The organism is Nocardia sp. NPDC055321 (assembly GCF_053645575.1).
Genome location: NZ_JBSHMS010000010.1, coordinates 271,816 through 294,379, shown reverse-complemented (window position 1 = coordinate 294,379; position 22,564 = coordinate 271,816). Strand labels below are relative to the sequence as shown.

Here is a 22,564-nt window from a genome sequence, read left to right as displayed (position 1 = left end):
CGTGCCATTCCGCCGGGACCTCACCCCCGCGCACCGCCCGGTAGGGTTTCGCCCATGCCCCGCGTAGCGATCGAATACTGCACCCAGTGCCGATGGCTCCTGCGTGCGAGCTGGATGGCCCAGGAACTGCTCACCACCTTCACGACCGACCTGTCCGAGGTCGCCCTGGTACCCGGCGACGGCGGGATCTTCCGCATCACCGTGGACGGCGAACAGATCTGGGAACGCAAGGCGGACGGCGGTTTTCCGGACATCACCGTGCTCAAGCAGCGCGTCCGGGACCGGGTCGCCCCCGGCCGCTCCCTCGGCCACTCGGACACGCCGGCCACCGGCGACTCCGCCGGGTAACCCCGGGCCGGGGCGGCCTCAGCGGGTCAGCAGCACCCGCCGCCCCCGCAGCAGCCGCCCCCACCCGCGGGCGCGGCCGGTGCGATCGGCAGCGCGCCGCCGCCCCCGCGACTCACCGTCCCGAACGTGGTCAGCAGCTTTACGGTGTCCGAATGCCCCAGCGGGCAGTCGGCCGGATCGGACGCCTCGGCCATCGGACGGGTTACTTCGAAACTGTCCCCGCAGCTGCGGCAGCGGTACGCATAACTCGGCACCGGCCCAGCGTAGGCCACCGATGACCCCGGGGTCCGGCGGCGGCGCGCGGTCACCGGTGGCCGGACCGCTGTCGATCTCCCCGGTACCCTCGATTTACGGAGTACGAGGAGGTGGGCGATGAACACTACGTTCTTCGAGACGCTGCCGGACGAGCAGGCCGAACCGGTGGCCGTCACCGAATACGGCCGGGTGCGGGGCCGACGGCAGGACGGCATCGCGGTCTGGCGGGGCATTCCGTACGCCGCCTCGACCGGCGGCCCGAATCGGTACCGCCCGCCGCAGCCCCCCGAACCCTGGGACGGTGTGCGCGACTGCTTCGACTTCGGCGAGGTGGCCCCCCAGAGCGCGGGCTTCGTCCCCGTGGACTCGGGCCTGCGCATGGGCGAGGACTGCTGCTGGCTCAACATCTGGGCCCCCGCCGCGCCCAGCGAGGACCCGCGGCCGGTCATGGTGTGGCTGCACGGCGGCGCGTACTGCCTCGGCACGGCGGCCCAGGCCATCTACGACGGCCGCAGACTCGTCGAGACCGGTGACGTGATCGTGGTCGGGGTGAACTACCGGCTGGGATCGCTCGGTTTCCTGGACCTGTCCTCCCTCGGTCCCGAGTTCACCCCGAACCTGGGCCTGCGCGATCAGATCGCCGCCCTGGAATGGGTGCGCGACAACATCGAGTCCTTCGGCGGTGACCCGGGCAGCGTCACCGTCTTCGGTGAATCCTCCGGCGCGGGCTGCGTGACAGCCCTGCTCACCTCCCCGCTGTCGGCGGGTCTGTTCCACCGCGCCATCGCGCAGTCACCGCCCGCCACAACGGTTTTCGGGCAGGAGCGGGCAGCGGGCGTGGCCCGGCGCTTCCTGGAGATCCTGGACGTGAAACCGGGGGAGGGCGCCGAACTGCTGGACATGCCCATCGAGCGGATCATCGCCGGCGCCGGAATCCTGCTCGACGAGGTGCCGACCCGCGAGCCCGGCCGCCTGGCCGCCGCGCCCGTGGTGGACGGCGAGGTGCTGCCCGCGTATCCGAGCGACCGTTTCCAGCAGGGCCGCTCGCACCGCGTGCCGCTGATCATCGGCACGAACAAGGACGAGGCGTCCATGTTCCGCCTGTTCCGCTCGCCGATCATGCCCGTCACCCCCGACGCGGTGAACGCGATGCTGCGCGGGGTGGCCGCCGAGCACCCCGGCATGTCGCCCGAGCGGATCGCCGAAATCGCCTCCGCCTACGGCGATCTCAGCACCGCGCGCAGCGCCCTGACCATGTCCGGCGACGCCGCCTTCCGGATGCCCGCGCACTGGGTCGCCAACGCGCACTCCCAGCATTCCCCGACCTGGATGTACCGCTTCGATCACGCGACGCCCATGCTCAAGGCGGCCCGCGTCGGCGCCGGGCACGCCACCGAATTGCCGTACGTCTTCGGCAATTTCGGGTCCTTCGACCGCGACCCGACCTTCTGGCTCGGCGGACGCAAAGCGGCGCAGGAGGTTTCCGGCCGCACCATGCGCCGCTGGACGGCCTTCGCCCGGCACAGCGTCCCCGCCGCGCTGGACGGCTCCAAACACTGGCCGCCCTACAACGTCGCGGACCGCCGCACGCTGATCATCGACGCGACCGATCGCATCGTCGACGACCCCGACTACGACCGGAACTCGGTCTGGGGAGATCAGGTGGTCGGGTTCTTCTGAGGAGGAGCGGCGGCTACACCACGGCGGCGGCCCGCCGCCCCAGCCGGGCGGGCATCCGCGAGTATCCGTGCAGGGTGAACAGCGGACGCCGCTCGGGCTCACCCGCCAGCGCCAGCTCGGGGAACCGGTCGAACAGTGCTCGCAGCGCGTACACCCCTTCCATCCGAGCCAGGCTCGCGCCCAGGCACGTATGGATTCCGCTGGAGAACGTCAGGTGGTCCCGGGCGTTCGAGCGCGTGATGTCGAAGGTCGCGGGATTCTCGAAGACCTTCGGATCCCGGTTCGCCCCCGCCAGCGACATCACGACCACATTGCCCCGGTGGAACCGCACGCCGCCGATCTCCACGTCCGCCAGCGCGAGCCGCGCGGTGGTCTGCACCGGTGCGTCGTAGCGCAGGATCTCCTCGACCGCGGGCGACCACAGCGCGGGATCCGCACGCAGCAGCGCCAACTGGTCCGGGTGGGCCAGCAGCTGCACGATGCCGTTGCCGATGAGATTGACGGTGGTCTCGAAGCCCGCGCCCATGAGCAGGCTGGCCGTCGCCTTCAGTTCGCGGTCGTCGAGATCGCCGGCGCTCACCAGGCTGCTCAGAATGTCCTCGCCCGGTTCCCGGCGGAGCCGGGCGATGTGCCGGTCGAGGTACGCGTCCATGTCCATCATGGCTTCGGCCGCGATGCGCCAGGTCTTCCACGAGATGCCGAAGTCGAGCAGCGGGCTGGCCGCGTCGCCCCATTCGAGGAACTCGTCGCGCGATTCGTGCGGGAACCCCAGCATCTCGGCGATGATCGCGATCGGGATCTGCTGGGCGTAATCGCCGATCAGATCGGCGGAACCGTTCTCGGGCAGCGCGTCGAGCAGCTCCCGGGTCACCGTCTCCACCCGCTCGCGCAGGCGGCTCGTGGCGCGCGGGGTGAAGGCGGCGGCGACGGACTTGCGCAATCGGGTGTGGTCCGGCGGGTCGATGACCAGCATCGAGGGCGGCTCGACCGGATTGGGCGGCAGCTTGGCCGAGCGGATGGTGTCCCGCAGGCTGCGGGGTACGTCGAGGTTGCCGAGGCCGAAGATGCCGAATCGATTGTCCCGCAACACACCCCGGATCACTTCGTAGTCCGCGGTGGCGTGCGCGGAGGGGCTGCGCACGAGTCGCCCGCGGGCGCGCAGGTCCTCGATGAAGGGATAGGGATCGGCGATGGCCGCGCGACTGCCGAAGAGTCTGCCGAAGGGATCACCCCGCCGCGCCTGCAGGCGCAACATGTAGCGCGCGGCGCCCTGCTCGAACAGCCACCGCATTCGGTATCGCGGGCTCATCATCGTTGATCCCCTCTCCTCGGGTATCTCTCACCGTACGGAAAGCGGTTGGGGTGAAAAAGATCCCGGAGAGGGAATTCGGGCTCCTACCGGGGTAGGACTCAGGCCCGCCGGGCGGTGACCTTCTCCGACGTCACGCGGCGTTCCAGGGCGGCCGGATCCGGATGGCTGACCTGCACCAACGACGCCCCCGCGGCCAGGACCGCCACGAAGCCGTCGATCAATTCGGCCGGGGTTTCCCACGGCGTACTCGACAGCACGCGATCCTCGGCGGTGAACCCCTGCCGCTGCGCGGACCTGCGGGCCTGCTCCAGCACCTCCGAGACCGAGAGCCCGTCGAGCGCGCAGCCGCTGTCCCCGGGCCGGAACTGATCACCGTGCACGCGCACCGACGTCGCGTAGTCGGTGATCCCGACGGGCAGATCCCGGACCGGCATGCCCATGGGATCCAGCGACAGCGCCGCGATCTCCGGGATGTCCCCGGCCTCGTCGATGCGATCGGCGGTCACCAGCGCCAGCTCGGCGTCCGGGTCGGCGGTCAGCACGACCTCCGCGCCGGCCCACCAGCATCCCAGCAGCACCGCCGCGGTCTGCCAGTGCGCGGGCAGCAGGACCGCTACCCGGGACCCCGGGGACAGGCCGAACTCGTCGCGAATCATGTTGGCGGTCTTGGCCGCCCAGTTGGCGAGTGTGAGCGCCGAGAGCTCGATGCGCGCGCCGGTCGCGTCGTCGTAGTGGGTGATGCGCGGACCCGCGGGATCGCGGGCCAGGATGGGGTCGAGTACCGCGTCGGTGAGGGTCTCGTTCAGTTGACGCATTTCGGTCCGTTCTTACCGGCATCGATGGGTGGAGCTGGCGGAACCGGCGTCATGGGGGTGGTACCGATCGTGAAATCGATCCCGGTGCCGGTCGTCGAACCCGGACCAGAGTAGTCACCCGCGAGCACCACGCGGACCGAGCCCTCCGCCAATCCGGCCTCGGCGTAGACCGGCAATCCGCCCAGCGCCTGCGCGACCGCGCGGGCCCGGGGATCGCCGCCGCTGTTCGCCAGGACCCGGCTGCTCTGCACCGGCCCGCCGATCCAGTTGTCCACCGTGCCGGTGCGGAAACCCTTGCCCGCCAGCGCCTGTGCGGCAACCGCGGCCAGACCGCCGGTGCCGCTGGCGTTGTACACGTCGGCGACCACGGTGGCGGGATCGACGCCGCCGGTGTCCTGGAAGTCGTCCGCGGAACCGCCGCCGATGGTGCGCGCCACGTACTTCTGCACGGCGGTCGGATCCACGCGCACGACCGATTCACCGTTGTCGGTCCAGCCGTTGAGATCCTTGACCGGGATGGTCTCGAACTTCACCTGTCCGCCCGACAGATCCTGCAGTTGCGTCAGGAACGCCAGCACATCCCAATTATCGTCCAGCACCACGGTGCGCCCGACCGCCTTGCTCAGATCGCTCAGCCGGCCCGGATTGGTCAGGGTCTTGGCGCTGACCACCTGGTGCACGAGCTGCGCCATGTACACCTGCTGGCGCACGATGCGGTCCAGATCCCCGCGCGGCAGCTCGTGCCGCTGGCGCACGAAGCTCAACGCCTCGGGGCCCGTGAGCTTCTGCTCCCCGGCGGTGAAGTCCGCGCCCGAAAGCGGCTCGTACACCGCGTTGTTCAGGCAGACGTCGACCCCGCCCACCGCGTCGGTGAGCAGGACGAAGCCCAGCAGGCCGACTTCGGCGTAGTGATCGACGGTGATACCGGTCAGCGTGGCAACGGATTTGATGAGGGCCTGCCGCCCGGCCAGGGTGGACTCGCTGTCGGCCTCGGACGCCGATTCGCCCTTGTCCAGCCGCTTCTGCTGCTCGGTCAGCTTGGTCACGCCGTACGCGGAGTTGATCTTTCCCATGCCCAGCCCCGGAATGTCCACGTACGAATCGCGCGGAATCGAGATGGCCGTGGCCGATCGGCCGTCGTTGGGCACGCGGATCAGCACGATCGTGTCGGTGTTGAGCCCGATCTCGTCGCCCGCGTGCAACATCGCCCGCTCGTCATCGGACAGCGGATTGCCGTGCGCGTCCGTGCGCGAGTCGATGCCGACCATGAGAATGTCGACCGCGCCGTCCTTGCCCCCGCCCAGGCCCAGGTCGCCGATCCGCTCGATGCTGGAAACGAGCTGATCCACACTGCGCCAGCCCAGTCCCGTCACCACCAGCACGACGATCGCGGCCGCCGCCGACAGAAGCCGCAGGGGATGCGTCCGATCCCGGCCGCCGTGCACCCGGGGCCCGGCCGGGCGAGAGGGTAGCGGTGCGGATGCTCTCCTGGTCTGCGACAACCCCTTGCTCCCTCTTCCAGTACTCGGCCGACCGCGCTCGCTGCCGGGGTGATGTCTGTGGAGTGCCCCCGAATGCAGGCTAGACGCGCCGCCGGACATGTCCGTGTAGCTCGCGCTCCGTGAGTCGTGTTGCCCACTCGCGCCCGCGCGCGCGAGAGCCGGACATTCGCGCAGGTAGCTACGGGTGTGCGCGAAACCCGCCGCCGCCCGTGTCACACTGACCGCCGTGACTTCCCCCGCCGTGACACCCATCACCGAGCGGCTCGTGGTGACCGGTGCGCGGGGACAGTTGGGCCGCGCCCTGCTCCGGCACGCGCCCGGCGCCCGCGGCTACGGCCGCGCCGAACTCGACATCACCGACGCCGATGCCGTACGCGCGGTACTGAATCCGGGCGACATCGTCGTCAACTGCGCCGCCTACACCGCGGTGGATCTGGCCGAGACCGATGTCGACGCCGCCTTCGCGGGCAACGCCACCGGGCCCGCGGTCCTCGCCGCCGCGTGCGCGGACATCGGCGCGCGGCTGGTGCACATCTCCACCGACTACGTCTTCCCCGGCACCGCGAATCGTCCCTACGAGCCCGGCGACCCGACCGGACCCGGCACCGTCTACGGCCGCTCCAAGCTCGCCGGCGAACAGGCGGTGCTGGAGCTGGATCCGCGCGCCCGCGTCGTGCGCACCGCGTGGGTCTACACCGGCACGGACGGCGATTTCGTCGCGACCATGCGGCGGCTCGAGCGCGAACGCGACACCGTGAACGTGGTCGCGGACCAGATCGGATCACCCACCTACGCACCGGATCTGGCAGCGGGCCTGCTGGAGCTGGCGGGCCGGCTGAGCGCCGATCCCGACGAATCCGTCATCCCGCGAATCCTGCACGCGGGCAATGCCGGACAGGCCAGCTGGTTCGAGCTCGCGCGGGCCGTCTTCGCGGGTCTGGGCGCCGACCCCGAACGCGTGCGCCCCTGCGGCACCGCCGATTTCCCGAGACCCGCTCCGCGCCCGGCATATTCGGTCCTTTCGGGCACGGCCTGGGCATCGGCCGGGCTCGCGCCCCTGCGGGAATGGCGACTGGCACTGGGCGACGCACTGGCCGCCATCTCCGACTAGGCTGGGCGTCCGTGAGCCCCTCGGATTCTGTCGGACCGCCAGTACTGGCCGTCGTCACGGTGACCTACTCGCCCGGTGAGCACCTGCAGCACTTCATCAGCACGCTAGCCACCGCCACCGGCGAGAAGCCCCAGGTGATCCTCGCCGACAACGGCTCGGTGGACGGGGTGCCGGAGCTGATCGCCGAAGCCAACAGCCACGTGCGGCTGCTGCGCACCGGCGGCAACCTCGGCTACGGCGGCGCGATCAATCGCGCGGTCGCCGAGATCGACCCGGACATCGAATTCATCGCCATCGTGAACCCGGACATTCGCTGGGGCACCGACTCCATCGACGAACTGCTGGCCGCGGCCCGGCGCTGGCCGCGCGCGGGTGCGCTCGGGCCCAAGGTGCTCGAGCCGGACGGCAGCCTCTACCCCTCCGCGCGCTCGGTCCCCGGACTGCTCGACGGCGCGGGCCACGCCATCCTCGGCACCGTCTGGCCCACGAACCCCTGGACCCGCCGCTACCGCCAGGAGAACGAGCAGATCTCCGAGCGCACCGTCGGCTGGCTCTCGGGCTCGTGCCTGCTGGTCCGCCGCGCCGCCTTCGACTCCATCGACGGTTTCGACTCCCGCTACTTCATGTACATGGAGGATGTCGACTTCGGTGACCGCATGGGCAAGGCGGGCTGGCACAATGTCTTCGTGCCGACCGCCGAGGTCACCCACGCCAAGGGTCACGCCGCCGGTAAGCACCCCGAGACCATGCTGCCCGCGCACCACGCCAGCGCCTACCGCTTCCAGGCGGACAGGCATCCGCACTGGTGGCAGGCGCCGTTGCGGGTCGCGTTGAAGGCCGGACTTGCCATCCGCTGCAAGCTTGCGGTTCGATCCGCACTGCGTGAACGCGATGCGGCCGAGGCCGCGGCCGGCTCGGCCCACTGAGCAGGTCGCATGCTCCGGCGGGTCCCGGAGCACGCGCCCGCGAATTTCGATAGACACCTGACCACAGGGGAGAACATGGTGAACAGCGGCAATGGTGCCGGATCCACGGATGCGGTGATTCTGGTCGGCGGCCAGGGCACCCGCCTGCGTCCGCTGACCCTGTCCGCTCCCAAGCCGATGCTGCCGACGGCCGGTCTGCCGTTCCTGCAGCATCTGCTGGCCCGCATCGCCGATGCCGGGATCACCCACGTCGTACTCGGCACCTCCTACAAGGCGGAGGTGTTCGAGGACCACTTCGGTGACGGCTCGGCGCTCGGGCTCGAACTCGAGTACGTCTTCGAGGCCGAGGCCCTGGGCACCGGCGGCGGCATCCGCAACGTGCTGCCCAAGCTGCGCGCGGACACCGTCATGGTGTTCAACGGCGACGTGCTCGGCGGTACCGATCTCGGCGGCATCCTGGACACCCATCACGAGTCCAATGCCGATGTCACCCTGCACCTGGTGCGGGTGAGCGATCCGCGCGCGTTCGGCTGCGTGCCCACCGACGAGAACGGCCGCGTCACCGCGTTCCTGGAGAAGACCCAGGATCCGCCGACCGACCAGATCAACGCGGGCTGCTACGTGTTCCGCCGCGAGTACATCGAGAAGATCCCGGCCGGGCGCCCGGTCTCGGTCGAGCGTGAGACCTTCCCGTCCCTGCTCGCCGAGGGCGCGCACATCCAGGGTCACGTGGACACCTCGTACTGGCGCGACATGGGCACCCCCGAGGACTTCGTGCGCGGTTCCGCGGATCTGGTCCGCGGCATCGCGCCGTCCCCGGCCCTGCCCGGCCAGCGCGGCGAGTCGCTCGTGCACGCCGGCGCGGGCGTCGCGCCGGGCGCGCTGCTGATCGGCGGCACGGTCGTCGGCCGCGGCGCGGAGGTGGGCGCGGGCGCCCGCCTGGACGGCGCGGTCCTGTTCGACGGCGCGTGCGTGGAAGCCGGTGCGACCGTGGAACGCTCGATCATCGGCTTCGGCGCCAAGATCGGCCCCCGCGCCCTGGTCCGCGACGCGGTCATCGGCGACGGCGCGGTCGTCGGCGCGCGCTGCGAACTATTACGCGGCGCGCGCGTCTGGCCCGGCGTCGAGATTCCCGACGGCGGCATCCGCTTCTCGACCGACGTCTAGGGATTCCCGCCCGGGCAGTCGGGCCGGGCGAGTAGCACTCTCGCGTGCGGGCCGGTTCGCCGCGCGGTGGCAACGGTGTTCGCCCGCGCGGGTCAACGCACCATCGGAGTACACGCGAAAGGCCGCTCCCCTTGGGGGAGCGGCCTTTTCGTCGTAGAGGGAGTTTCTCAGCGTTCCCACTTGCCCGGGTTCAGGTGGAACTGGGCGAGGGCGGTGGCGTGCCCGTGGCCCATCTCGTGGTCGGTCTTGAGCCAGTTGACCAGGTCCTTCTGGCCGGTGTGGCCGGAGGCGGACATGAGGGCGAACCACTCGTCGACGGTGCGGCCGTACTTGGTCTCGATGGAGGGGAAGTACGAGGCCGGGCCGTGGGGCTTGGTGGTCGCCATGGTGTCGCTCCTTGTCGGGGGGTGTTGCCGATCATGACGGGCGGGCCGGGCCGAATTCATCGCCGTGTGATCGGCATCACGCTGCGGCCGCGGCGGGGATGCGTGCGGTCGCGGCCGTGGCCGCGCGGTGTTCGCGGATCAGCAGGGCGCCGGTGAGGGCGACGAGGGCGGCCGTGAAGCCGTGGATGCCGAACGCGGCGGAGGTCGAGCCGTCGTAGCTCAGCACGGTGATCATGTCGCCGAGCGGGACGAGGGTGGTGGCCAGCATCGTGATGCCCAGTGCGAAGCGCTGCCGGAAGGCCAGCAGGGCCAGGATCGCCACGCCGAAGGCGGTGTCGCGCACGCCCTTCAGGTTCATGAACGCGACCGCGTCGCCGGTCGGCCATTCCGGCAGGCCGAAGCCGGCGGCGAAGGTTTCGGGGGTGAGCAGGTAGTTGAGACCGATGTAGAGGATGAACGCCACGCCGGCGAGGGTGAGGGCGGTGTTGATGCGGTGCAGGGTCATGTCGATCTCCGGTTCTAGCGTCGCTTGTTGATATAGCAACGCTAGCATTCGCATGGATAGATTGTCTAGCGGTGCTAGAATTCTGCTCATGAACGCATCTCAGAGCCGTCGTGAACGCGAACGGGCCGAACGGGAGAAGCGCATCGTCGACACCGCCCGCGAACTGGCCGAGACCCAGGGCTGGGACGCGGTCACCGTGCGCAAACTGGCCGAGGCCATCGAATACAGCCAGCCCGTGCTGTACAGCCACTTCGCGGGCAAGGACGCCATCGTCACCGCGGTGGCCGAACAGGGGTTCGCCGAACTCGCGGTGGCGACCCGGGAACTGCGCACCGGCGCCGAGACCCCGGAACAGGCGCTGACCCTGGTCGCCGAGGGCTACCTGACCTTCGCCCGCGAGAGCTCGGCGCTGTACGACGCCATGTTCCTGCTGCGCACCGAGCTGAAGTTCGGGCCCGACGCGGGGGAGGTGCTCAAGGAGTGCTTCATGGAACTACTGCTCACCTTCGCGCCCTTCGCGCCGCCGCACGATGTGGAGACCTTCACCGAGGTCGCCTGGAGTGCGCTGCACGGACTGGCCACGCTGGATCGAGGTGGCCGACTGCGGCCGGACTTTCGTGCCGAGCGTCTGGAAATCCTTACTGCCGAATGGATCGGGAGCTGACCCACTCGGCACGGGCTGTCCGGTGCGGGTCGAGCCGTGGCCCGGTGACGCACCGATCGAATTGCGCTGGCACCGCGCCGAGGCGGGCCCGGCCGTCACATAGCGGCGTCGGCCCGCCCGTACGCGGAACGCGAAGCGGCACAGCACCGGTGCGGCCGCGCGTGAATCATGCGATTCACCACGGTCCGGTTCCGGCCGTCCGAACGCGCCTAGGCTGTGAACATGGCTGACGCGGTGGTGGTGGGGTCCGGGCCCAACGGGCTCGCGGCGGCGGTGATCCTGGCCCGGGCGGGGCTCGCGGTCGAGGTGTACGAGGCCGCCGACACGATCGGCGGCGGCTGCCGCACCGCCGAGATCACGCTGCCCGGTTTCCGGCACGATCTGTGCGCGGGCGCGCATCCCATGGCGGTGGCCTCGCCGTTCCTGCGCGCCTTCGACCTGCCCGCGCACGGGGTGGAACTGCTTGCGCCGCAGGTGTCCTACGCGCATCCGCTGGACGGTGGCCGGGCCGGGCTGGCCTGGCGCGATCTGGGCAATACCGTGGACGGGCTCGGTCGTGACGGCGCGGCGTGGCGGCGGTTGTTCGGCCCGCTGGTGCGGCAGTGGGAGGACGTGGTCGGGCTGATCATGTCGGATCTGCGGCCGCCGCCGATCCGCCCGGACGGCCTGCTGCGCACCGAGATCGGGGTCGCGCGCCGGCTGCTGGAACAGGCGTCGCCGCTGTGGAATCTGCGCTTCCGGGAGGACGTCGCGCCGGCGCTGCTGACCGGTGTCGCCGCGCACGCCATCCGGCCGCCGCGCGGAATCCCCGGCGCGGGTGTGGGATTGCTGCTCGGGACCCTGGCGCACGTGGGCGGCTGGCCGGTGCCACGCGGGGGCAGCCAGGCCATCGTGGACGCGCTGGCCGCCGATCTGCGCGCGCACGGCGGCGAGATATACACCGGGCACCGGGTCGACGACATCGACGAATTCGATTCCGTGTCAGCGGTTCTGCTGGATCTCGCCCCGGCCGAACTGCAGCGCGTCGCGGGGGATCGGCTGCCCGGGCGCTACACCCGCGCACTGGCGAACTTCCGCTACGGCGGCGCCGCGTGCAAGGTCGATTTCGCGCTGTCCGGCCCGGTGCCGTGGCAGGGGCTCGGCTGCGATCGGGCGGGCACCCTGCACCTGGTCGGCTCGCGCGCCGAGGCCGAGGCCGCCGAGAAGGCCGTCGCCGCGGGACAACACGCGGACCGGCCGTACGTGCTCGCGATCCAGCCCGGCGTGGTCGACGACACCCGCGCGCCCGCCGGGCAGCACACCCTCTACACCTACGCGCACGTCCCGCACGGGTCGCGGCGCGACGTCAGCGCCGAGATCATCGCCCAGGTGGAGCGTTTCGCCCCCGGCTTCCGCGATCTCATCCTCGCCACCCACGTGCGCACCGCCGCCCGGATGCCCGCCCACAACGCCAACTACGTCGGCGGCGACATCTCCGCGGGCGCGGTCACCCTGCGCCAGACCCTCTTTCGCCCCGTGCCCCGCTGGAATCCGTACCGCACCCCGCTGCCCGGGGTCTACCTCTGCTCCGCCGCGACCCCGCCCGGCCCCGGCGTCCACGGCATGAACGGCTACTTCGCGGCCCGCCACGCCCTGCGCCGGGAGTTCGGCATCCGCACGGACCCGCTGAAACTGCTCGCCGGAGCCTGACTCCGTCAGTTCGGCTCGGGGCGGTACAGGTCCGGCTCGAGGTAGATGGTCCGTGCCACCGGGACCGCTTCGCGGACACGGGCTTCGGCGTCGTCGATCGCCCGGGCCACGCCGGTCAGGTCCAGGTCCGGGGCCATGCCGACCTTGGCGGCGACCAGCAGATCATCCGGGGCCAGGTACTGGGTCTTGAGGTGGATGACGCGGTCGATCCGCGTGCCGTCCACCAGGTTCGCGCGAATCCGGTGTTCCTCGTCGGGGGTCGCGCCCTCGCCGATGAGCAGGCTCTTCATCTCCACGATGAGCACTATCGCGATGAAACCGAGCAGGATGCCGATGCCCAGGGTGCCGACGCCGTCCCAGATCGGATTGCCGGTCAGCTCGGTCAGGCCGACGCCGAGGAAGGCCAGCAGCAGGCCGATGAGCGCGCCGAAATCCTCCAGCAGCACCACCGGAAGTTCCGGATTGCGGGTGGTGCGGATGAAGCGCCACCAGCTCTTGCGGCCCTTGAGCGGCGCCGAGGCGTTGCGGGCGGTGAACAGGCTGTAGGACTCCAGCGCCATGGCGATGACCAGGATGCCGATGGCGATCCCGGCGTCCGAGAGATGCTCGGGATGCCGGATCTTGGTGATGCCCTCGTCGATGGCGAACAGCGAGCCCAGTGCGAAGATGACCAGCGCCACCACGAACGAGTAGAAGTAGCGGTTGCGGCCGTACCCGAAGGGGTGCAATTGATCCGGCGGCTGCTGCGCGCGTTTGCGCCCGATCAGCAGCAGGCCCTGATTGGCGGTGTCGGCGAGCGAGTGCACGGCCTCGGCGTACATCGACGACGAGCCGGTGATCACCGCGCCCGCGAATTTCGCCACCGTGATTCCGGCGTCCGCCGAGAACGCCGCCAGGACCGCCTTACGACTCTCGTCACCGGACATGGGAACGACGCTACCGACGGCGCGGGCGCGGTGTCGGTAGCGTCGCCGGGCGCGGCGGACTCCGATGCCGGATTCACACCGCATAACGGCGTCGGCACGCGGCTGAGCGTTCGTGGGCCGGGGCCGCAGCCGCTGTCCGCTCCGCCTCGAGACGGCACACGGCTTCGCGCCTGTTTCACGTGGGTGAGGTGCCCAAACCGGCGTCGGTGTGCGCCCGCGTCGGCGTCGGAGTCGGTGGGCGCTCGGCCGCTCAGTTCTCGCTGACCGCCGCGTAGAACAGCTGTGCGGCGCCGTCCAGCGCCCGTGCCCGAATCTCGCCGTCGGCGGCCGAGATCCAGGCCGCGCGCCCGCATTCGACCCGCAGCTGATCCTTGCCGAGCAGCAGCCCGACCGCGCCGTGCGTGCACAGCGCGATGCCCGGGCCCGCGTGCGGCACCCGCACCGGCTCGTCGCCCGGCGCCAGCTCGAACCGGCTGAGCACGAACTCGGACGCGGGCGTGCGGTAGCGGAAGACCCCGTTGCCCAGCACCTCCGGCTGCACCTTGGGCAGCTCGAGCGGTTCGAAGTCCAGCACCCGCAACAACTCCGGCACGTCCACGTGCTTGGGGGTGAGCCCGCCGCGCAACACGTTGTCGGAGTTGGCCATGATCTCCACGCCGACCCCGCGCAGATACGCGTGCAGGTTGCCCGCGGCCAGGAACAGGCCCTCGCCGGGTTCCAGGGTGATGCGGTTGAGCAGCAGCGCCGCCAGCACGCCGGCGTCGCCGGGATAGGCCTCGGCCAGCTCCAGCGCGGTCCGGATCTCGGCGGTGAATTCGCGGCGTTTGTCCTGCGAGCCCTCGTCGCGCCCGGACAGGTAGCGCACGCAGCCGTCCAGCACCTTGGGCAGCAGCGTGCTCAGGCTGGCCTGCGGCAGCGCGATCCAGGTCGTGAACAGCGTGCGCAGGCCGGCCGAATCGGGCTGGGCGGCGAGCAGTTCGGCGTAGGGCTCGAGTTCGGGCACCTCGAGCGCATGCAGCAGTCGCACGGTCCGGGTCGGGGTGCGGAATCCGGCCAGCGCCTCGAAGCGATCCAGGGCGACGACCAGTTCCGGCTTGTGGTTCTCGTCGCGGTAGTTGCGCAGCGGCGAGTCCAGCGGCATGCCCGCGCGGTTCTCGCGCTGGAATCCGACCTGTGCCTGTTCGAGGCTGGGGTGGGCCTGCAGCGAGAGCGCTTCCTCCGCGGCCAGGATCTTCAGCAGGAACGGCAGCCGTCCGCCGAATTCACCGGCGACCGCGCCCAATTCGCGCTGCGGATTCGCGCTGACCACGTCGAGCAGCGAGGTGCTGTGTCCATTGATTCGCACCTGCGCGGGATCGGCCGGATGCGCGCCGAACCAGAGTTCGGCCTCCGGATGCGCGGATGGAACCGGTCGTCCGCACAGCTGAGCGAGCGCGGTGCGCGAACCCCATGCGTAAGAACGCAGCGCACCAACGAGTTCGTGCACTAGTAGTGTCCCCCGTCGTAGCGTCCCGGATCTGCGACCGGGCGGGAACCGAGTAGTCGTAGATACGCGGCCGCCATCTCGATTCGAAGCGTCAGCACCGCGAGCTGTTCCAGCTCGCCGCCCCGACCGGGGGGCACGGCCTGCCCCGCCGCCTCCGCGGCCGGCGCGGTACCCGCGGCCTCCGCGTCCAGATTCACCAGATCGACGTCGACGAGTCCGGCGTCGGAGCCGAACACCGCCAGCCGTCTGCGCACCGTCACCTGATCGGATTCGGCGCTGAGTACGAAGATGCGGACCTGCTCGACCGGCGGCGGCCCGTCGAGTTCCGCGTCGTGGAAGAGCGGATCGAAATCCGGATCGGCCACACCCGCGGCCTGGATCAGACGTCCGTGCGCGGCAATGACTTCCGCCAGCCCGGCGGCCGCGACGACCTGTCCGGCCGCGGCCAGCAGCACGTCCGACGAATGCGCGGCGAGCACGGTGGTGGCGGGCGAATCGCCCGAGAAGACCAGGCGCTTGCGCTGCTGCATGCGGGTGGCCAGGGTCTTGGCCGGATTGCGGAAGGCCTCCTGCTGCGGGCCGTCGCGCAGCGCCTCGGCGTCGAGCAGATCGGCGAGCGCGTTCAGATCCGGCACCAGCGGGCCCGTGCGATGCGGATCGACCGCGGCCAGTACGGCCATGCCGATGGCCAGGAAGCGCAGCACGCGATTGTGGTCGAGCACCGGGATGCGCGGCGGCAGCATCGTCGCCCGCCCGGCCGCGGCGGCGCGCAGCGGACCCTCGTCCGGCGCCGCGACCACGACCTCCGCGCCCCGGCGCACCGCGAAATCCACGGCTTCGGCCAGGCGGGGATCGCCCGCGTCGTCGCCCGCGACCAGCACCACGTCCAGCGGTCCCACCCACGGCGGAATCGCGGTCGAGGTGACCACGGGCATGCTGGTTCTGTCGCCGAGGGCGGCGACCAGCAGGGCGGCCGCTCTCGCGGCCCGGCCGCTGCCGGACACCAGGACCACGCTGCGCGGGCGCAGCTCGGTCAGGCGCGTCAGGGCGTTCTCCGCCAGTGCGGCCGCGGTCGCCCGTACCTGGGCTCCGCCGGACGCCGCCGAGCGCAGTGTGCCCGCGACGTCGGCTGCCTCCAGCGAGGCGACGTCATCGAGATCGAGTACCGGTGTCCCAGCGATCATCGGGCGTTGCCACCTCCCCTCACAGGTCACCAGGCGCTGGCGAATCCAAGCTCTGTGATTCCACTATTCCAGTCAGGCGCGGACGATGCTCAGGATCTCGGTTACGAGTCCGTCTACATCCTCCTGCGATCGGGCTTCGACGTTGAGTCGCAGCAGCGGTTCGGTATTCGAGGCCCGAAGGTTGAACCACGCGCCGTCGGCCAGTTGCACGGTCACCCCGTCGAGGCGATCCACCGACTTCGCGCGGGCGCCGAACGCTTCGAGCACGGCCAGCGTCCGTTCCTGGGCGTCGGGCACCGTGGAGTTGATCTCCCCGGAGGATGCGTATGTTGCATACGCGGACGCGAGCTCGGACATCGGGCGGTCCTTCTCGCCGAGGACGGCGAGCACGTGCAGGGCCGCGAGCATGCCGGAGTCGGCGCCCCAGAAATCCCGGAAGTAGTAGTGCGCGGAATGCTCGCCGCCGAAGATCGCTCCGGTCGAGGCCATCTGCTGCTTGATGAACGAGTGGCCGACGCGGGTCCGCACCGGGTTGCCGCCCAGCTGGCTCACCAGCTCCGGCACGGCCTTGGAGGTGATGAGGTTGTGGATGATGGTCGCACCCGGCTCCTTGGCCAGCTCGCGCTCGGCCACCAGCGCGGTGACGGCGGAGGGGGAGACCGGGTCGCCCTTCTCGTCCACCACGAAGCAGCGGTCGGCGTCGCCGTCGAAGGCGAGGCCGATGTCGGCCTTGGTCTCGCGCACGTAGGCCTGCAGATCCACCAGGTTCTTCGGATCCAGGGGATTGGCTTCGTGATTGGGGAAGTTGCCGTCCAGTTCGAAGAACAGCGGTTCGATCTCGTATTGGCCGACGGTGCCGAGCACGGCGGGCACCGTGTAGCCGCCCATGCCGTTGCCGGCGTCCACCGCGATGCGCAGCGGGCGGCTCGCGCTCAGGTCGACGAGCTTGTGCAGGAAGGCCGCGTAGTCGGCGAGCAGATCCTGTTCGGTGGCGGTGCCGCGCGGGCCGTCGAAGGCGGGCACGCCCGCGATGACCTCGTCGCTGATGGTGGCAAGGCCGGTGTCCTGACCGACCGGCAGCGCCTTGGCGCGGCACAGCTTGATGCCGTTGTACTTGGCCGGGTTGTGCGAGGCGGTGAACATGGCGCCCGGGCATTCGAGGTGGCCCGAGGCGAAGTACAGCTGGTCGGTGGAGGCCAGGCCGATGTGCACCACGTTCAGGCCCTGCGCGAGCACGCCGTCGGCGAAGGCGGCGGCCAATTCCGGTGAGGAGTCGCGCATATCGTGGCCGATGACCACCTGGGCGGCGCCCTCGGCGCGCATGAGGCGGGCGAACGAGCCGCCGACATCGGCGACGAAGGCCGCGTCGATCTGTTCGCCGACGACACCGCGGACGTCATACGCCTTGATGACTGCGTGCACGGACTCGGCGGAGCGGGCGACTGTCATGCCGACCACACTATCCCGCCTGCCCGAGACTTCGGCGCCCGGCCGGGGAGCTGTATACGGACACGGCGTCAGTTCGGCGGATCCGGCAGCACCCGGAGATGACCGCGTCGCCCGGTGCGCGCGGGGCGGCCGGTGCGCTGGGCCGCGGGGCCCGCGCTGCCCGGATAGTCGGAATAGCCGCGTGGATCGGGTTCGGGTGCGCGACGGCGCAATCCGGCCTCGCGGACGGCCTCGGCCAGCGCGGTGAGGTCGTCGTCATCGGGCGTACCCGAGGAGAAACCGCCCTCGTGCTTGACCAGTTCCCAGCCCTTGGGAGCGGTGATGCGGGATGCGTGCGTTTCACACAGATCCCAGGAGTGCGGCTCGGCGACGGTGACGAGTGGCCCGACCACCGCCATGGAGTCCGAGTACACATAGGTCAGCGTCGCGACGGCCGGGTTCTTGCAGCCGGGTCGGCAGCAACGACGCATGGGAATCACGCCAAGCAGGGTAACCCTCCGGGGGCCTCCGTGCGGTCAGACACGCGCAATGGGACACGCCACAACCCGGTCAACGTCGCGTTTCGTGCCCGTCCTGAACCGATCATGACGGGCATCTCACCTTCGCTGTTCGCGGCCCGCCCGGTTCTGGACTGAGTGGAGCGGGGGAGCGAAGCGGAGGAGCGGAGGGAGGGAAGAACCGGGCTTCGGGGGCCGCGAACCGCCGGAGCGTAGCGGAGGCAATCGGACACAGTAGATTCGAGGTATGACCCGTTCACGTAAGCGACCCGCCCCCACGGCGCGGTCTGTCATCCGCCGCGGGCGGGGTGTGCGTGGACCGATGCTGCCGCCCACCGTGCCCGCTCGCCGCACCCGCGGTCAGCAGTTCGACCGGTTGGTGCTGGAAGCGTTCGCGCCCTTGGAAAGTCGCTGGCACGATCAGCTCACCAATCTCGACATCGCGGTGGACGACGTGCCGAAAATCCGTCCGCTGAACCCGGATTCGGTCACCTGGCCGGACGAGGTGGTGGCCGACGGGCCGGTGCCCCTGTCGCGCCTCATCCCGGCAGGGGTCGACCGCTACGGTCAGGCGACACGCGCCCGCATCGTGATCTTCCGCAAGCCACTGGAGCTGCGCGCCGGGGATCCGGACGATCTGGTGGATCTGCTGCGCGAGGTGCTCGTTCAGCAGATCGCGACCTATCTCGGGGTCGATCCGGATGTGATCGACCCGGAGCCGGAGTAGTCGGGGGAGTGTGAAAAGCCCCTCGCTACAACAGTTTTCGTGCGAGGGGCCCGGCGTCTCTAGATGATGCCGCGTTTGAGGCGACGGCGTTCGCGCTCGGAGAGCCCGCCCCAGATGCCGAAGCGCTCATCGTTCGCGAGCGCGTATTCCAGGCATTCGTCTCGAACCTCGCAGCCCAGGCAGATGCGCTTGGCCTCGCGGGTGGAGCCGCCCTTCTCGGGGAAGAACGCCTCCGGATCGGTCTGGGCGCACAGCGCCCGTTCCTGCCACTGCTCCGCCTCGGTCATGCGACCCCCGCGGGAAAAGCTGTCGAACCCCTCATCGGTGCCCGTGACGATCAGGCTCAGGCGGGGCGGTTCGGGCTGGTATTGCGCCCGAGCCCATTGACCGCCGCCTGGGCGCGGCGTCATCAGTTCACCCCCCTCGTGTCCGTTCCAAACGTCGGCGCAGAAGTCAGAAGCTGCGCCAGCTTGGGAATCGGTTCGCGATACACCGCCCGGAATTCCTGACGGGGCCAGCTCATCGGCCATCGCTCCGCCTCCTCACTGTGTGTTAGCGCAGAATGATTAATCCGTCGGACCCGATCCCACCGACGGCCCAACACCGCGACGTAGTCCCGCGGCCATCCCCGAGCTGCTGGCCATTCCGATGCGAACAGTTGTTCGAAAAGTGGTCCGCGCCTTGAGCTCTCGCGGGACCCGGAATGACATGCCTGTGATTAGACACGCCGGGCGCGGCGGTGGTCAAGCCGCCGAAGCTATTCCGTTACCATCTGCGGCCCTATTTTCTGAGGTTCCCGCAGATCAAGTAGCAAATTCACAGCAAATATCCTGCCGGGTGTGTCCGCGCGTGTACCGCTTAGGCTGTGCGGATGTGACTCGAGAACAAGCGGATACCGCGCCCGGAACCGGTCTGCGGATTGCGGTACTGGTGGGTGGAGTCGGCGGCGCGAGGTTCCTGCAGGGCGTGCGCGAGCTGGTCCCCGGCGCCGATGTGACCGCCATTGTGAACGTCGGCGACGACGTCTGGATGCACGGGCTCCGAATTTGTCCTGACCTGGACACCTGCATGTACACGCTGGGTGGGGGCATCGATCCCGAACGCGGCTGGGGGCATGCGAACGAGACCTGGAACGCCAAGGAGGAGCTGGCGAAATACAACGCGCAGCCCGATTGGTTCGGGCTCGGCGACCGCGATATCGCCACCCATCTCATCCGGACCGAAATGCTGCGTCAGGGATACCCGCTCTCGGCGGTGACCGATGCCCTCTGCAATCGCTGGCAGCCGGGTGTGAAGCTGCTGCCGGCAACGGACGATCGGTGTGAAACACACGTCGTTATCGGTGACCCGGAGAACCCTGGCGAACGTCGCGCGATCCATTTCCAAGAGTGGTGGGTGCGGTACCGGGCGAACGTTGAGACCCATGGATTTGTGACTATTGGGGCGGAACAAGCAAAACCGGCGCCAGGTGTGACAGAAATCATAGAGTCCGCCGATGTGGTCATTCTGGCCCCGTCGAACCCCGTCGTGAGCGTCGGAGCCATACTCGCGGTTCCGGGCATTCGCGGCGCACTGCGCACCACCACCGCCAAGGTGATCGGCCTGTCGCCCGTGGTCGGCGGAAAGCCCTTGCGTGGCATGGCCGATGAATGTCTGTCGGTGATCGGGGTGGAGACCAGTGCCGAGGCCGTGGGCAACCACTTCGGCGCACGGTCGGCTACCGGAATCCTGGACGGCTGGCTCGTGCACTCCGGCGATACCGCCGAGATCCCCGGCGTCGAGGTCCGCTCGGTGCCGCTGCTCATGACCGATCCCGCCACCACGGCGCGGATGGTCGAACAGGTCCTGGACCTCGCGGGCGTGAAACCATGAGCGGCGTGCACGATCACGCGGCCGGAGGCGAACTCCGCATACTGCCCATCACCGGTCTGCCCGAGTTCCGGCCGGGTGACGATATCGCCGAACACGTTGCGGCACAGGCACCTTGGCTGCGGGACGGGGACGTGCTGGTGGTCACCAGCAAGATCGTCTCCAAGGTCGAGGGCCGGATCGTGGCCGCGCCCACCGATCCCGAGGAGCGCGACGCCGCGCGCCGGGAACTGGTGCGGCAGGAGGCGGTTCGCGTACTGGCGCAGAAGAACCGCACCCTGATCACCGAGAACAAGCTCGGCATCGTGCAGGCGGCCTCCGGCATCGACGGGTCCAATGTGGAATCCGGTGAACTGGTGTTGCTGCCGGTCGATCCCGACGGCAGCGCCAAGGCCCTGCGCACCGCGCTCGCCGACCGGCTCGGCGTGCGGGTGGCCGTGGTCGTCACCGACACCATGGGGCGGGCGTGGCGCAACGGCCAGATCGACGCCGCCATCGGCTCCTCCGGCGTGCGGGTGCTGCACGACTACGACGGCGCGATCGACGGGCAGGGCAACGAACTGCACGTCACCCTGGTCGCGATCGCCGACGAACTGGCCGCGGCCGCGGACCTGGTGAAGGGCAAACTCGGCGGGGTGCCGATCGCGGTGGTGCGCGGGCTCGACTACACCGACGACGGTTCCACCGCCGCGGATCTGCCGCGGCGCGGGGTCGAGGATCTGTTCTGGCTCGGGACCCAGGAGGCCATCGAGCTCGGGCGCTCGCAGGCGCTCCTGGTGCGGCGGTCGGTGCGGCAATTCGCCGCCGCGCCGGTCGAACCCACGATCATCCGGGCCGCGGTGGGGGAGGCGCTGACCGCGCCCGCGCCGCACCACACCCGCCCGGTGCGGTTCGTCTGGCTGCGCGATCGGGCGCTGCGCGAGCGGCTGCTCGAGGCCATGGCCGAGAAGTGGCGTGCGGATCTGCGCGCCGACGGGCTCGATCCCGACCGGGTCGAACGCCGGGTCGCGCGCGGGCGCATCCTGTTCGACGCCCCCGAGGTGATCATCCCGTTCTGTGTGCCGGACGGCGCGCACGACTATCCGGACGAGCGCCGGCGCGGGCACGAGGCGACCATGTTCAACGTCGCGGTCGGCGCGGCGGTGCAGGGTCTGCTGGTCGCGCTGGCGACCAAGGGCGTGGGTAGCTGCTGGATCGGCTCGACGATCTTCGCTCCCGAGTTGACTCGCGAGGTGCTGGGTCTGGAGTCGGACTGGAATCCGTTGGGGGCCATCGCGATCGGCTATCCCCTGGAGGAGCTCGCACCTCGCGCTGCTCGCGACCCCGGCACCGGGCTGGTGGAGCTGTGAGCACGGGGCGCCGGGCGCCGGGTGTGTGCGGCTCGGGGGCCACCCGCGATAGCGGACATCGGCTACACCCCACCCGTCCGGAGTCTTTGTGTGGGGCAAGTGCCGAACTCGCGGCGCGCGGCACGGGGGCGGTGGAACCGTGAGCGCTGAATCCCTGCACCGTTCAGCCACCGAACTGCTCGAAAAGTGGTCCCCCGCAACGGGACCGGACTCCTCCCTGCGTGAGGCGATGCTCGCGTTCCTCGGCTCGGCCCCCCGCGGCTGCCTGCGCGAGCACGCCGCCGGCCACATCACCGCGTCGGCGATAGTCCTGTCCCACGACGAGTCCGAGGTCCTGCTGACCCTGCACCCCCGCGTGGGCCGCTGGATCCAGCTGGGCGGCCACTGCGAGGAATCCGACGAGTCGGTGTCCGACGCGGCCTACCGCGAGGCCACCGAGGAGTCCGGGATCCCCGGCCTCCACCTCCACCCCGGCCTCTACGCAGCCCAGGCCCACCCCATCACCTGCTCCCTCGGCGTCCCGACCCGCCACCTGGACCTCCTGTTCAAGATCACCGCCCCGCCCGGCGCGGTCCCCGTCCGCAGCGCGGAGTCGACCGACCTCCGCTTCTGGCCGGTGAACGCCCTACCCCCGGACGCGGACGTCCTGCTCCGCTGATCGGCATCCGGCCGACCGTGGTCGACGCCCGAGTCGACAATGCCCGGTCGGTCGGTTAG

At 70.1% G+C, this 22,564-nt stretch carries 23 protein-coding genes; 11 read left to right on the top strand and 12 right to left on the bottom strand.

The annotated features are described in order from the left end of the window. Window positions 1–54: 54 nt before the first annotated feature. Window positions 55–348, top strand: coding sequence for a SelT/SelW/SelH family protein (locus ACWIGI_RS18665; RefSeq protein WP_454203635.1), 294 nt, complete (start codon window positions 55–57; stop codon window positions 346–348). A gap of 26 nt (window positions 349–374) precedes the next feature. Here ACWIGI_RS18665 and ACWIGI_RS18660 read toward each other — a convergent pair whose 3' ends face one another. After that, window positions 375–818, bottom strand: a complete 444-nt coding sequence (locus ACWIGI_RS18660) for an FmdB family zinc ribbon protein (RefSeq protein WP_454203634.1) — start codon at window positions 816–818, stop codon at window positions 375–377. On the opposite strand from ACWIGI_RS18660, the gene ACWIGI_RS18655 reads away from it, so the two are divergent. After that, window positions 721–2,283 carry a carboxylesterase/lipase family protein gene (locus ACWIGI_RS18655; RefSeq protein ID WP_454203633.1) on the top strand — a complete coding sequence of 521 codons (1,563 nt, stop codon included), beginning with the start codon at window positions 721–723 and terminating at the stop codon, window positions 2,281–2,283. The two genes, ACWIGI_RS18660 and ACWIGI_RS18655, sit on opposite strands and share 98 nt — an antisense overlap. Window positions 2,284–2,296: 13 nt before the next feature. On the opposite strand, the gene ACWIGI_RS18650 is transcribed toward ACWIGI_RS18655, so the two are convergent. The 3 genes from ACWIGI_RS18650 to ACWIGI_RS18640 all read right to left on the bottom strand — a co-directional run bounded on the left by ACWIGI_RS18650 (window position 2,297) and on the right by ACWIGI_RS18640 (window position 5,855). Then, window positions 2,297–3,592, bottom strand: coding sequence for a cytochrome P450 (locus ACWIGI_RS18650; RefSeq protein ID WP_454203632.1), 1,296 nt, complete (start codon window positions 3,590–3,592; stop codon window positions 2,297–2,299). A 101-nt stretch (window positions 3,593–3,693) separates the two neighbouring features. Beyond that, window positions 3,694–4,410 carry a TIGR03089 family protein gene (locus ACWIGI_RS18645; RefSeq protein WP_454203631.1) on the bottom strand — a complete coding sequence of 239 codons (717 nt, stop codon included), beginning with the start codon at window positions 4,408–4,410 and terminating at the stop codon, window positions 3,694–3,696. After that, window positions 4,398–5,855: an LCP family protein gene (locus ACWIGI_RS18640; RefSeq protein WP_454203675.1), complete on the bottom strand. Its 1,458-nt coding sequence runs from the start codon at window positions 5,853–5,855 to the stop codon at window positions 4,398–4,400. The genes ACWIGI_RS18645 and ACWIGI_RS18640 overlap by 13 nt, the downstream gene beginning before the upstream one ends. Window positions 5,856–6,129: 274 nt before the next feature. Here ACWIGI_RS18640 and rfbD point away from each other — a divergent pair, with 274 nt between their 5' ends. The 3 genes from rfbD to ACWIGI_RS18625 all read left to right on the top strand — a co-directional run bounded on the left by rfbD (window position 6,130) and on the right by ACWIGI_RS18625 (window position 9,116). Then, entirely contained in the window at window positions 6,130–7,023 is an 894-nt protein-coding gene (rfbD, locus tag ACWIGI_RS18635; protein WP_454203674.1) for a dTDP-4-dehydrorhamnose reductase, read from the top strand. Window positions 7,024–7,034: 11 nt separating this feature from the next. Beyond that, the gene (locus ACWIGI_RS18630) at window positions 7,035–7,949 is read left to right on the top strand and encodes a glycosyltransferase family 2 protein (RefSeq protein WP_454203630.1); all 915 of its coding nucleotides are present in this window, start codon (window positions 7,035–7,037) and stop codon (window positions 7,947–7,949) included. Between the two features lie 75 nt (window positions 7,950–8,024). Beyond that, a complete protein-coding gene (locus tag ACWIGI_RS18625) occupies window positions 8,025–9,116 on the top strand; it encodes a sugar phosphate nucleotidyltransferase (protein WP_454203673.1) in 1,092 nt (363 codons plus the stop codon). Between the two features lie 167 nt (window positions 9,117–9,283). On the opposite strand, the gene ACWIGI_RS18620 is transcribed toward ACWIGI_RS18625, so the two are convergent. Both ACWIGI_RS18620 and ACWIGI_RS18615 read right to left on the bottom strand, forming a co-directional pair. Beyond that, window positions 9,284–9,502, bottom strand: coding sequence for a DUF4287 domain-containing protein (locus ACWIGI_RS18620; RefSeq protein WP_454203629.1), 219 nt, complete (start codon window positions 9,500–9,502; stop codon window positions 9,284–9,286). 76 nt (window positions 9,503–9,578) lie between these two features. Beyond that, on the bottom strand, window positions 9,579–10,007 hold the full coding sequence (locus ACWIGI_RS18615) for a DUF4267 domain-containing protein (protein WP_454203628.1): 429 nt from the start codon (window positions 10,005–10,007) through the stop codon (window positions 9,579–9,581). A gap of 88 nt (window positions 10,008–10,095) precedes the next feature. Here ACWIGI_RS18615 and ACWIGI_RS18610 point away from each other — a divergent pair, with 88 nt between their 5' ends. Both ACWIGI_RS18610 and ACWIGI_RS18605 read left to right on the top strand, forming a co-directional pair. Then, window positions 10,096–10,671 carry a TetR/AcrR family transcriptional regulator gene (locus tag ACWIGI_RS18610; RefSeq protein ID WP_454203627.1) on the top strand — a complete coding sequence of 192 codons (576 nt, stop codon included), beginning with the start codon at window positions 10,096–10,098 and terminating at the stop codon, window positions 10,669–10,671. Window positions 10,672–10,893: 222 nt separating this feature from the next. Next, window positions 10,894–12,360 (top strand): phytoene desaturase family protein, encoded by a 1,467-nt coding sequence (locus ACWIGI_RS18605; RefSeq protein ID WP_454203626.1) that lies wholly within the window; start codon window positions 10,894–10,896, stop codon window positions 12,358–12,360. A gap of 5 nt (window positions 12,361–12,365) precedes the next feature. Here the strand turns inward: ACWIGI_RS18605 and ACWIGI_RS18600 are convergent, their stop codons facing one another. The 5 genes from ACWIGI_RS18600 to ACWIGI_RS18580 all read right to left on the bottom strand — a co-directional run bounded on the left by ACWIGI_RS18600 (window position 12,366) and on the right by ACWIGI_RS18580 (window position 17,875). After that, a complete protein-coding gene (locus ACWIGI_RS18600; protein WP_454203625.1) occupies window positions 12,366–13,286 on the bottom strand; it encodes a cation diffusion facilitator family transporter in 921 nt (306 codons plus the stop codon). Window positions 13,287–13,536: 250 nt separating this feature from the next. Then, entirely contained in the window at window positions 13,537–14,772 is a 1,236-nt protein-coding gene (gene manA, locus ACWIGI_RS18595; RefSeq protein ID WP_454203624.1) for a mannose-6-phosphate isomerase, class I, read from the bottom strand. Next, window positions 14,772–15,956 carry a tobH protein gene (locus tag ACWIGI_RS18590; RefSeq protein ID WP_454203623.1) on the bottom strand — a complete coding sequence of 395 codons (1,185 nt, stop codon included), beginning with the start codon at window positions 15,954–15,956 and terminating at the stop codon, window positions 14,772–14,774. The genes manA and ACWIGI_RS18590 overlap by 1 nt, the downstream gene beginning before the upstream one ends. A 72-nt stretch (window positions 15,957–16,028) precedes the next feature. Continuing rightward, complete coding sequence (locus ACWIGI_RS18585) at window positions 16,029–17,405, bottom strand: phosphomannomutase/phosphoglucomutase (RefSeq protein ID WP_454203622.1); 1,377 nt, start codon at window positions 17,403–17,405, stop codon at window positions 16,029–16,031. A gap of 68 nt (window positions 17,406–17,473) precedes the next feature. Next, window positions 17,474–17,875: a DUF3499 domain-containing protein gene (locus tag ACWIGI_RS18580; RefSeq protein ID WP_454203672.1), complete on the bottom strand. Its 402-nt coding sequence runs from the start codon at window positions 17,873–17,875 to the stop codon at window positions 17,474–17,476. Window positions 17,876–18,149: 274 nt separating this feature from the next. Here ACWIGI_RS18580 and ACWIGI_RS18575 point away from each other — a divergent pair, with 274 nt between their 5' ends. Further along, the gene (locus tag ACWIGI_RS18575) at window positions 18,150–18,629 is read left to right on the top strand and encodes a metallopeptidase family protein (RefSeq protein WP_354987333.1); all 480 of its coding nucleotides are present in this window, start codon (window positions 18,150–18,152) and stop codon (window positions 18,627–18,629) included. 59 nt (window positions 18,630–18,688) lie between these two features. On the opposite strand, the gene ACWIGI_RS18570 is transcribed toward ACWIGI_RS18575, so the two are convergent. Further along, a complete protein-coding gene (locus ACWIGI_RS18570) occupies window positions 18,689–18,916 on the bottom strand; it encodes a WhiB family transcriptional regulator (RefSeq protein ID WP_033089244.1) in 228 nt (75 codons plus the stop codon). 625 nt (window positions 18,917–19,541) lie between these two features. Here ACWIGI_RS18570 and cofD point away from each other — a divergent pair. From cofD to ACWIGI_RS18555, 3 genes are all read left to right on the top strand, one after another. Next, window positions 19,542–20,501 (top strand): 2-phospho-L-lactate transferase, encoded by a 960-nt coding sequence (gene cofD / locus ACWIGI_RS18565; protein ID WP_454203671.1) that lies wholly within the window; start codon window positions 19,542–19,544, stop codon window positions 20,499–20,501. Further along, window positions 20,498–21,847, top strand: coding sequence for a coenzyme F420-0:L-glutamate ligase (locus ACWIGI_RS18560; protein WP_454203621.1), 1,350 nt, complete (start codon window positions 20,498–20,500; stop codon window positions 21,845–21,847). The genes cofD and ACWIGI_RS18560 overlap by 4 nt, the downstream gene beginning before the upstream one ends. A gap of 139 nt (window positions 21,848–21,986) precedes the next feature. After that, the gene (locus ACWIGI_RS18555) at window positions 21,987–22,505 is read left to right on the top strand and encodes an NUDIX hydrolase (protein WP_454203620.1); all 519 of its coding nucleotides are present in this window, start codon (window positions 21,987–21,989) and stop codon (window positions 22,503–22,505) included. Window positions 22,506–22,564: the final 59 nt, after the last annotated feature.

Excerpts from the sequence above, each read along its gene's own strand:
- ACWIGI_RS18665 (WP_454203635.1), top strand. The coding sequence starts at position 55 with ATGCCCCGCGTAGCGATCGAATACTGCACCCAGTGCCGATGGCTCCTG.
- ACWIGI_RS18655 (WP_454203633.1), top strand. The coding sequence starts at position 721 with ATGAACACTACGTTCTTCGAGACGCTGCCGGACGAGCAGGCCGAACCG.
- ACWIGI_RS18660 (WP_454203634.1), bottom strand. The coding sequence starts at position 818 with ATGCCGTCCTGCCGTCGGCCCCGCACCCGGCCGTATTCGGTGACGGCC.
- ACWIGI_RS18650 (WP_454203632.1), bottom strand. The coding sequence starts at position 3,592 with ATGAGCCCGCGATACCGAATGCGGTGGCTGTTCGAGCAGGGCGCCGCG.
- ACWIGI_RS18645 (WP_454203631.1), bottom strand. The coding sequence starts at position 4,410 with ATGCGTCAACTGAACGAGACCCTCACCGACGCGGTACTCGACCCCATC.
- ACWIGI_RS18625 (WP_454203673.1), top strand. The coding sequence starts at position 8,025 with ATGGTGAACAGCGGCAATGGTGCCGGATCCACGGATGCGGTGATTCTG.
- ACWIGI_RS18620 (WP_454203629.1), bottom strand. The coding sequence starts at position 9,502 with ATGGCGACCACCAAGCCCCACGGCCCGGCCTCGTACTTCCCCTCCATC.
- ACWIGI_RS18615 (WP_454203628.1), bottom strand. The coding sequence starts at position 10,007 with ATGACCCTGCACCGCATCAACACCGCCCTCACCCTCGCCGGCGTGGCG.
- ACWIGI_RS18610 (WP_454203627.1), top strand. The coding sequence starts at position 10,096 with ATGAACGCATCTCAGAGCCGTCGTGAACGCGAACGGGCCGAACGGGAG.
- ACWIGI_RS18605 (WP_454203626.1), top strand. The coding sequence starts at position 10,894 with ATGGCTGACGCGGTGGTGGTGGGGTCCGGGCCCAACGGGCTCGCGGCG.
- ACWIGI_RS18600 (WP_454203625.1), bottom strand. The coding sequence starts at position 13,286 with ATGTCCGGTGACGAGAGTCGTAAGGCGGTCCTGGCGGCGTTCTCGGCG.
- ACWIGI_RS18590 (WP_454203623.1), bottom strand. The coding sequence starts at position 15,956 with ATGATCGCTGGGACACCGGTACTCGATCTCGATGACGTCGCCTCGCTG.
- ACWIGI_RS18585 (WP_454203622.1), bottom strand. The coding sequence starts at position 17,405 with ATGACAGTCGCCCGCTCCGCCGAGTCCGTGCACGCAGTCATCAAGGCG.
- ACWIGI_RS18580 (WP_454203672.1), bottom strand. The coding sequence starts at position 17,875 with ATGCGTCGTTGCTGCCGACCCGGCTGCAAGAACCCGGCCGTCGCGACG.
- ACWIGI_RS18575 (WP_354987333.1), top strand. The coding sequence starts at position 18,150 with ATGACCCGTTCACGTAAGCGACCCGCCCCCACGGCGCGGTCTGTCATC.
- ACWIGI_RS18570 (WP_033089244.1), bottom strand. The coding sequence starts at position 18,916 with ATGACCGAGGCGGAGCAGTGGCAGGAACGGGCGCTGTGCGCCCAGACC.
- ACWIGI_RS18560 (WP_454203621.1), top strand. The coding sequence starts at position 20,498 with ATGAGCGGCGTGCACGATCACGCGGCCGGAGGCGAACTCCGCATACTG.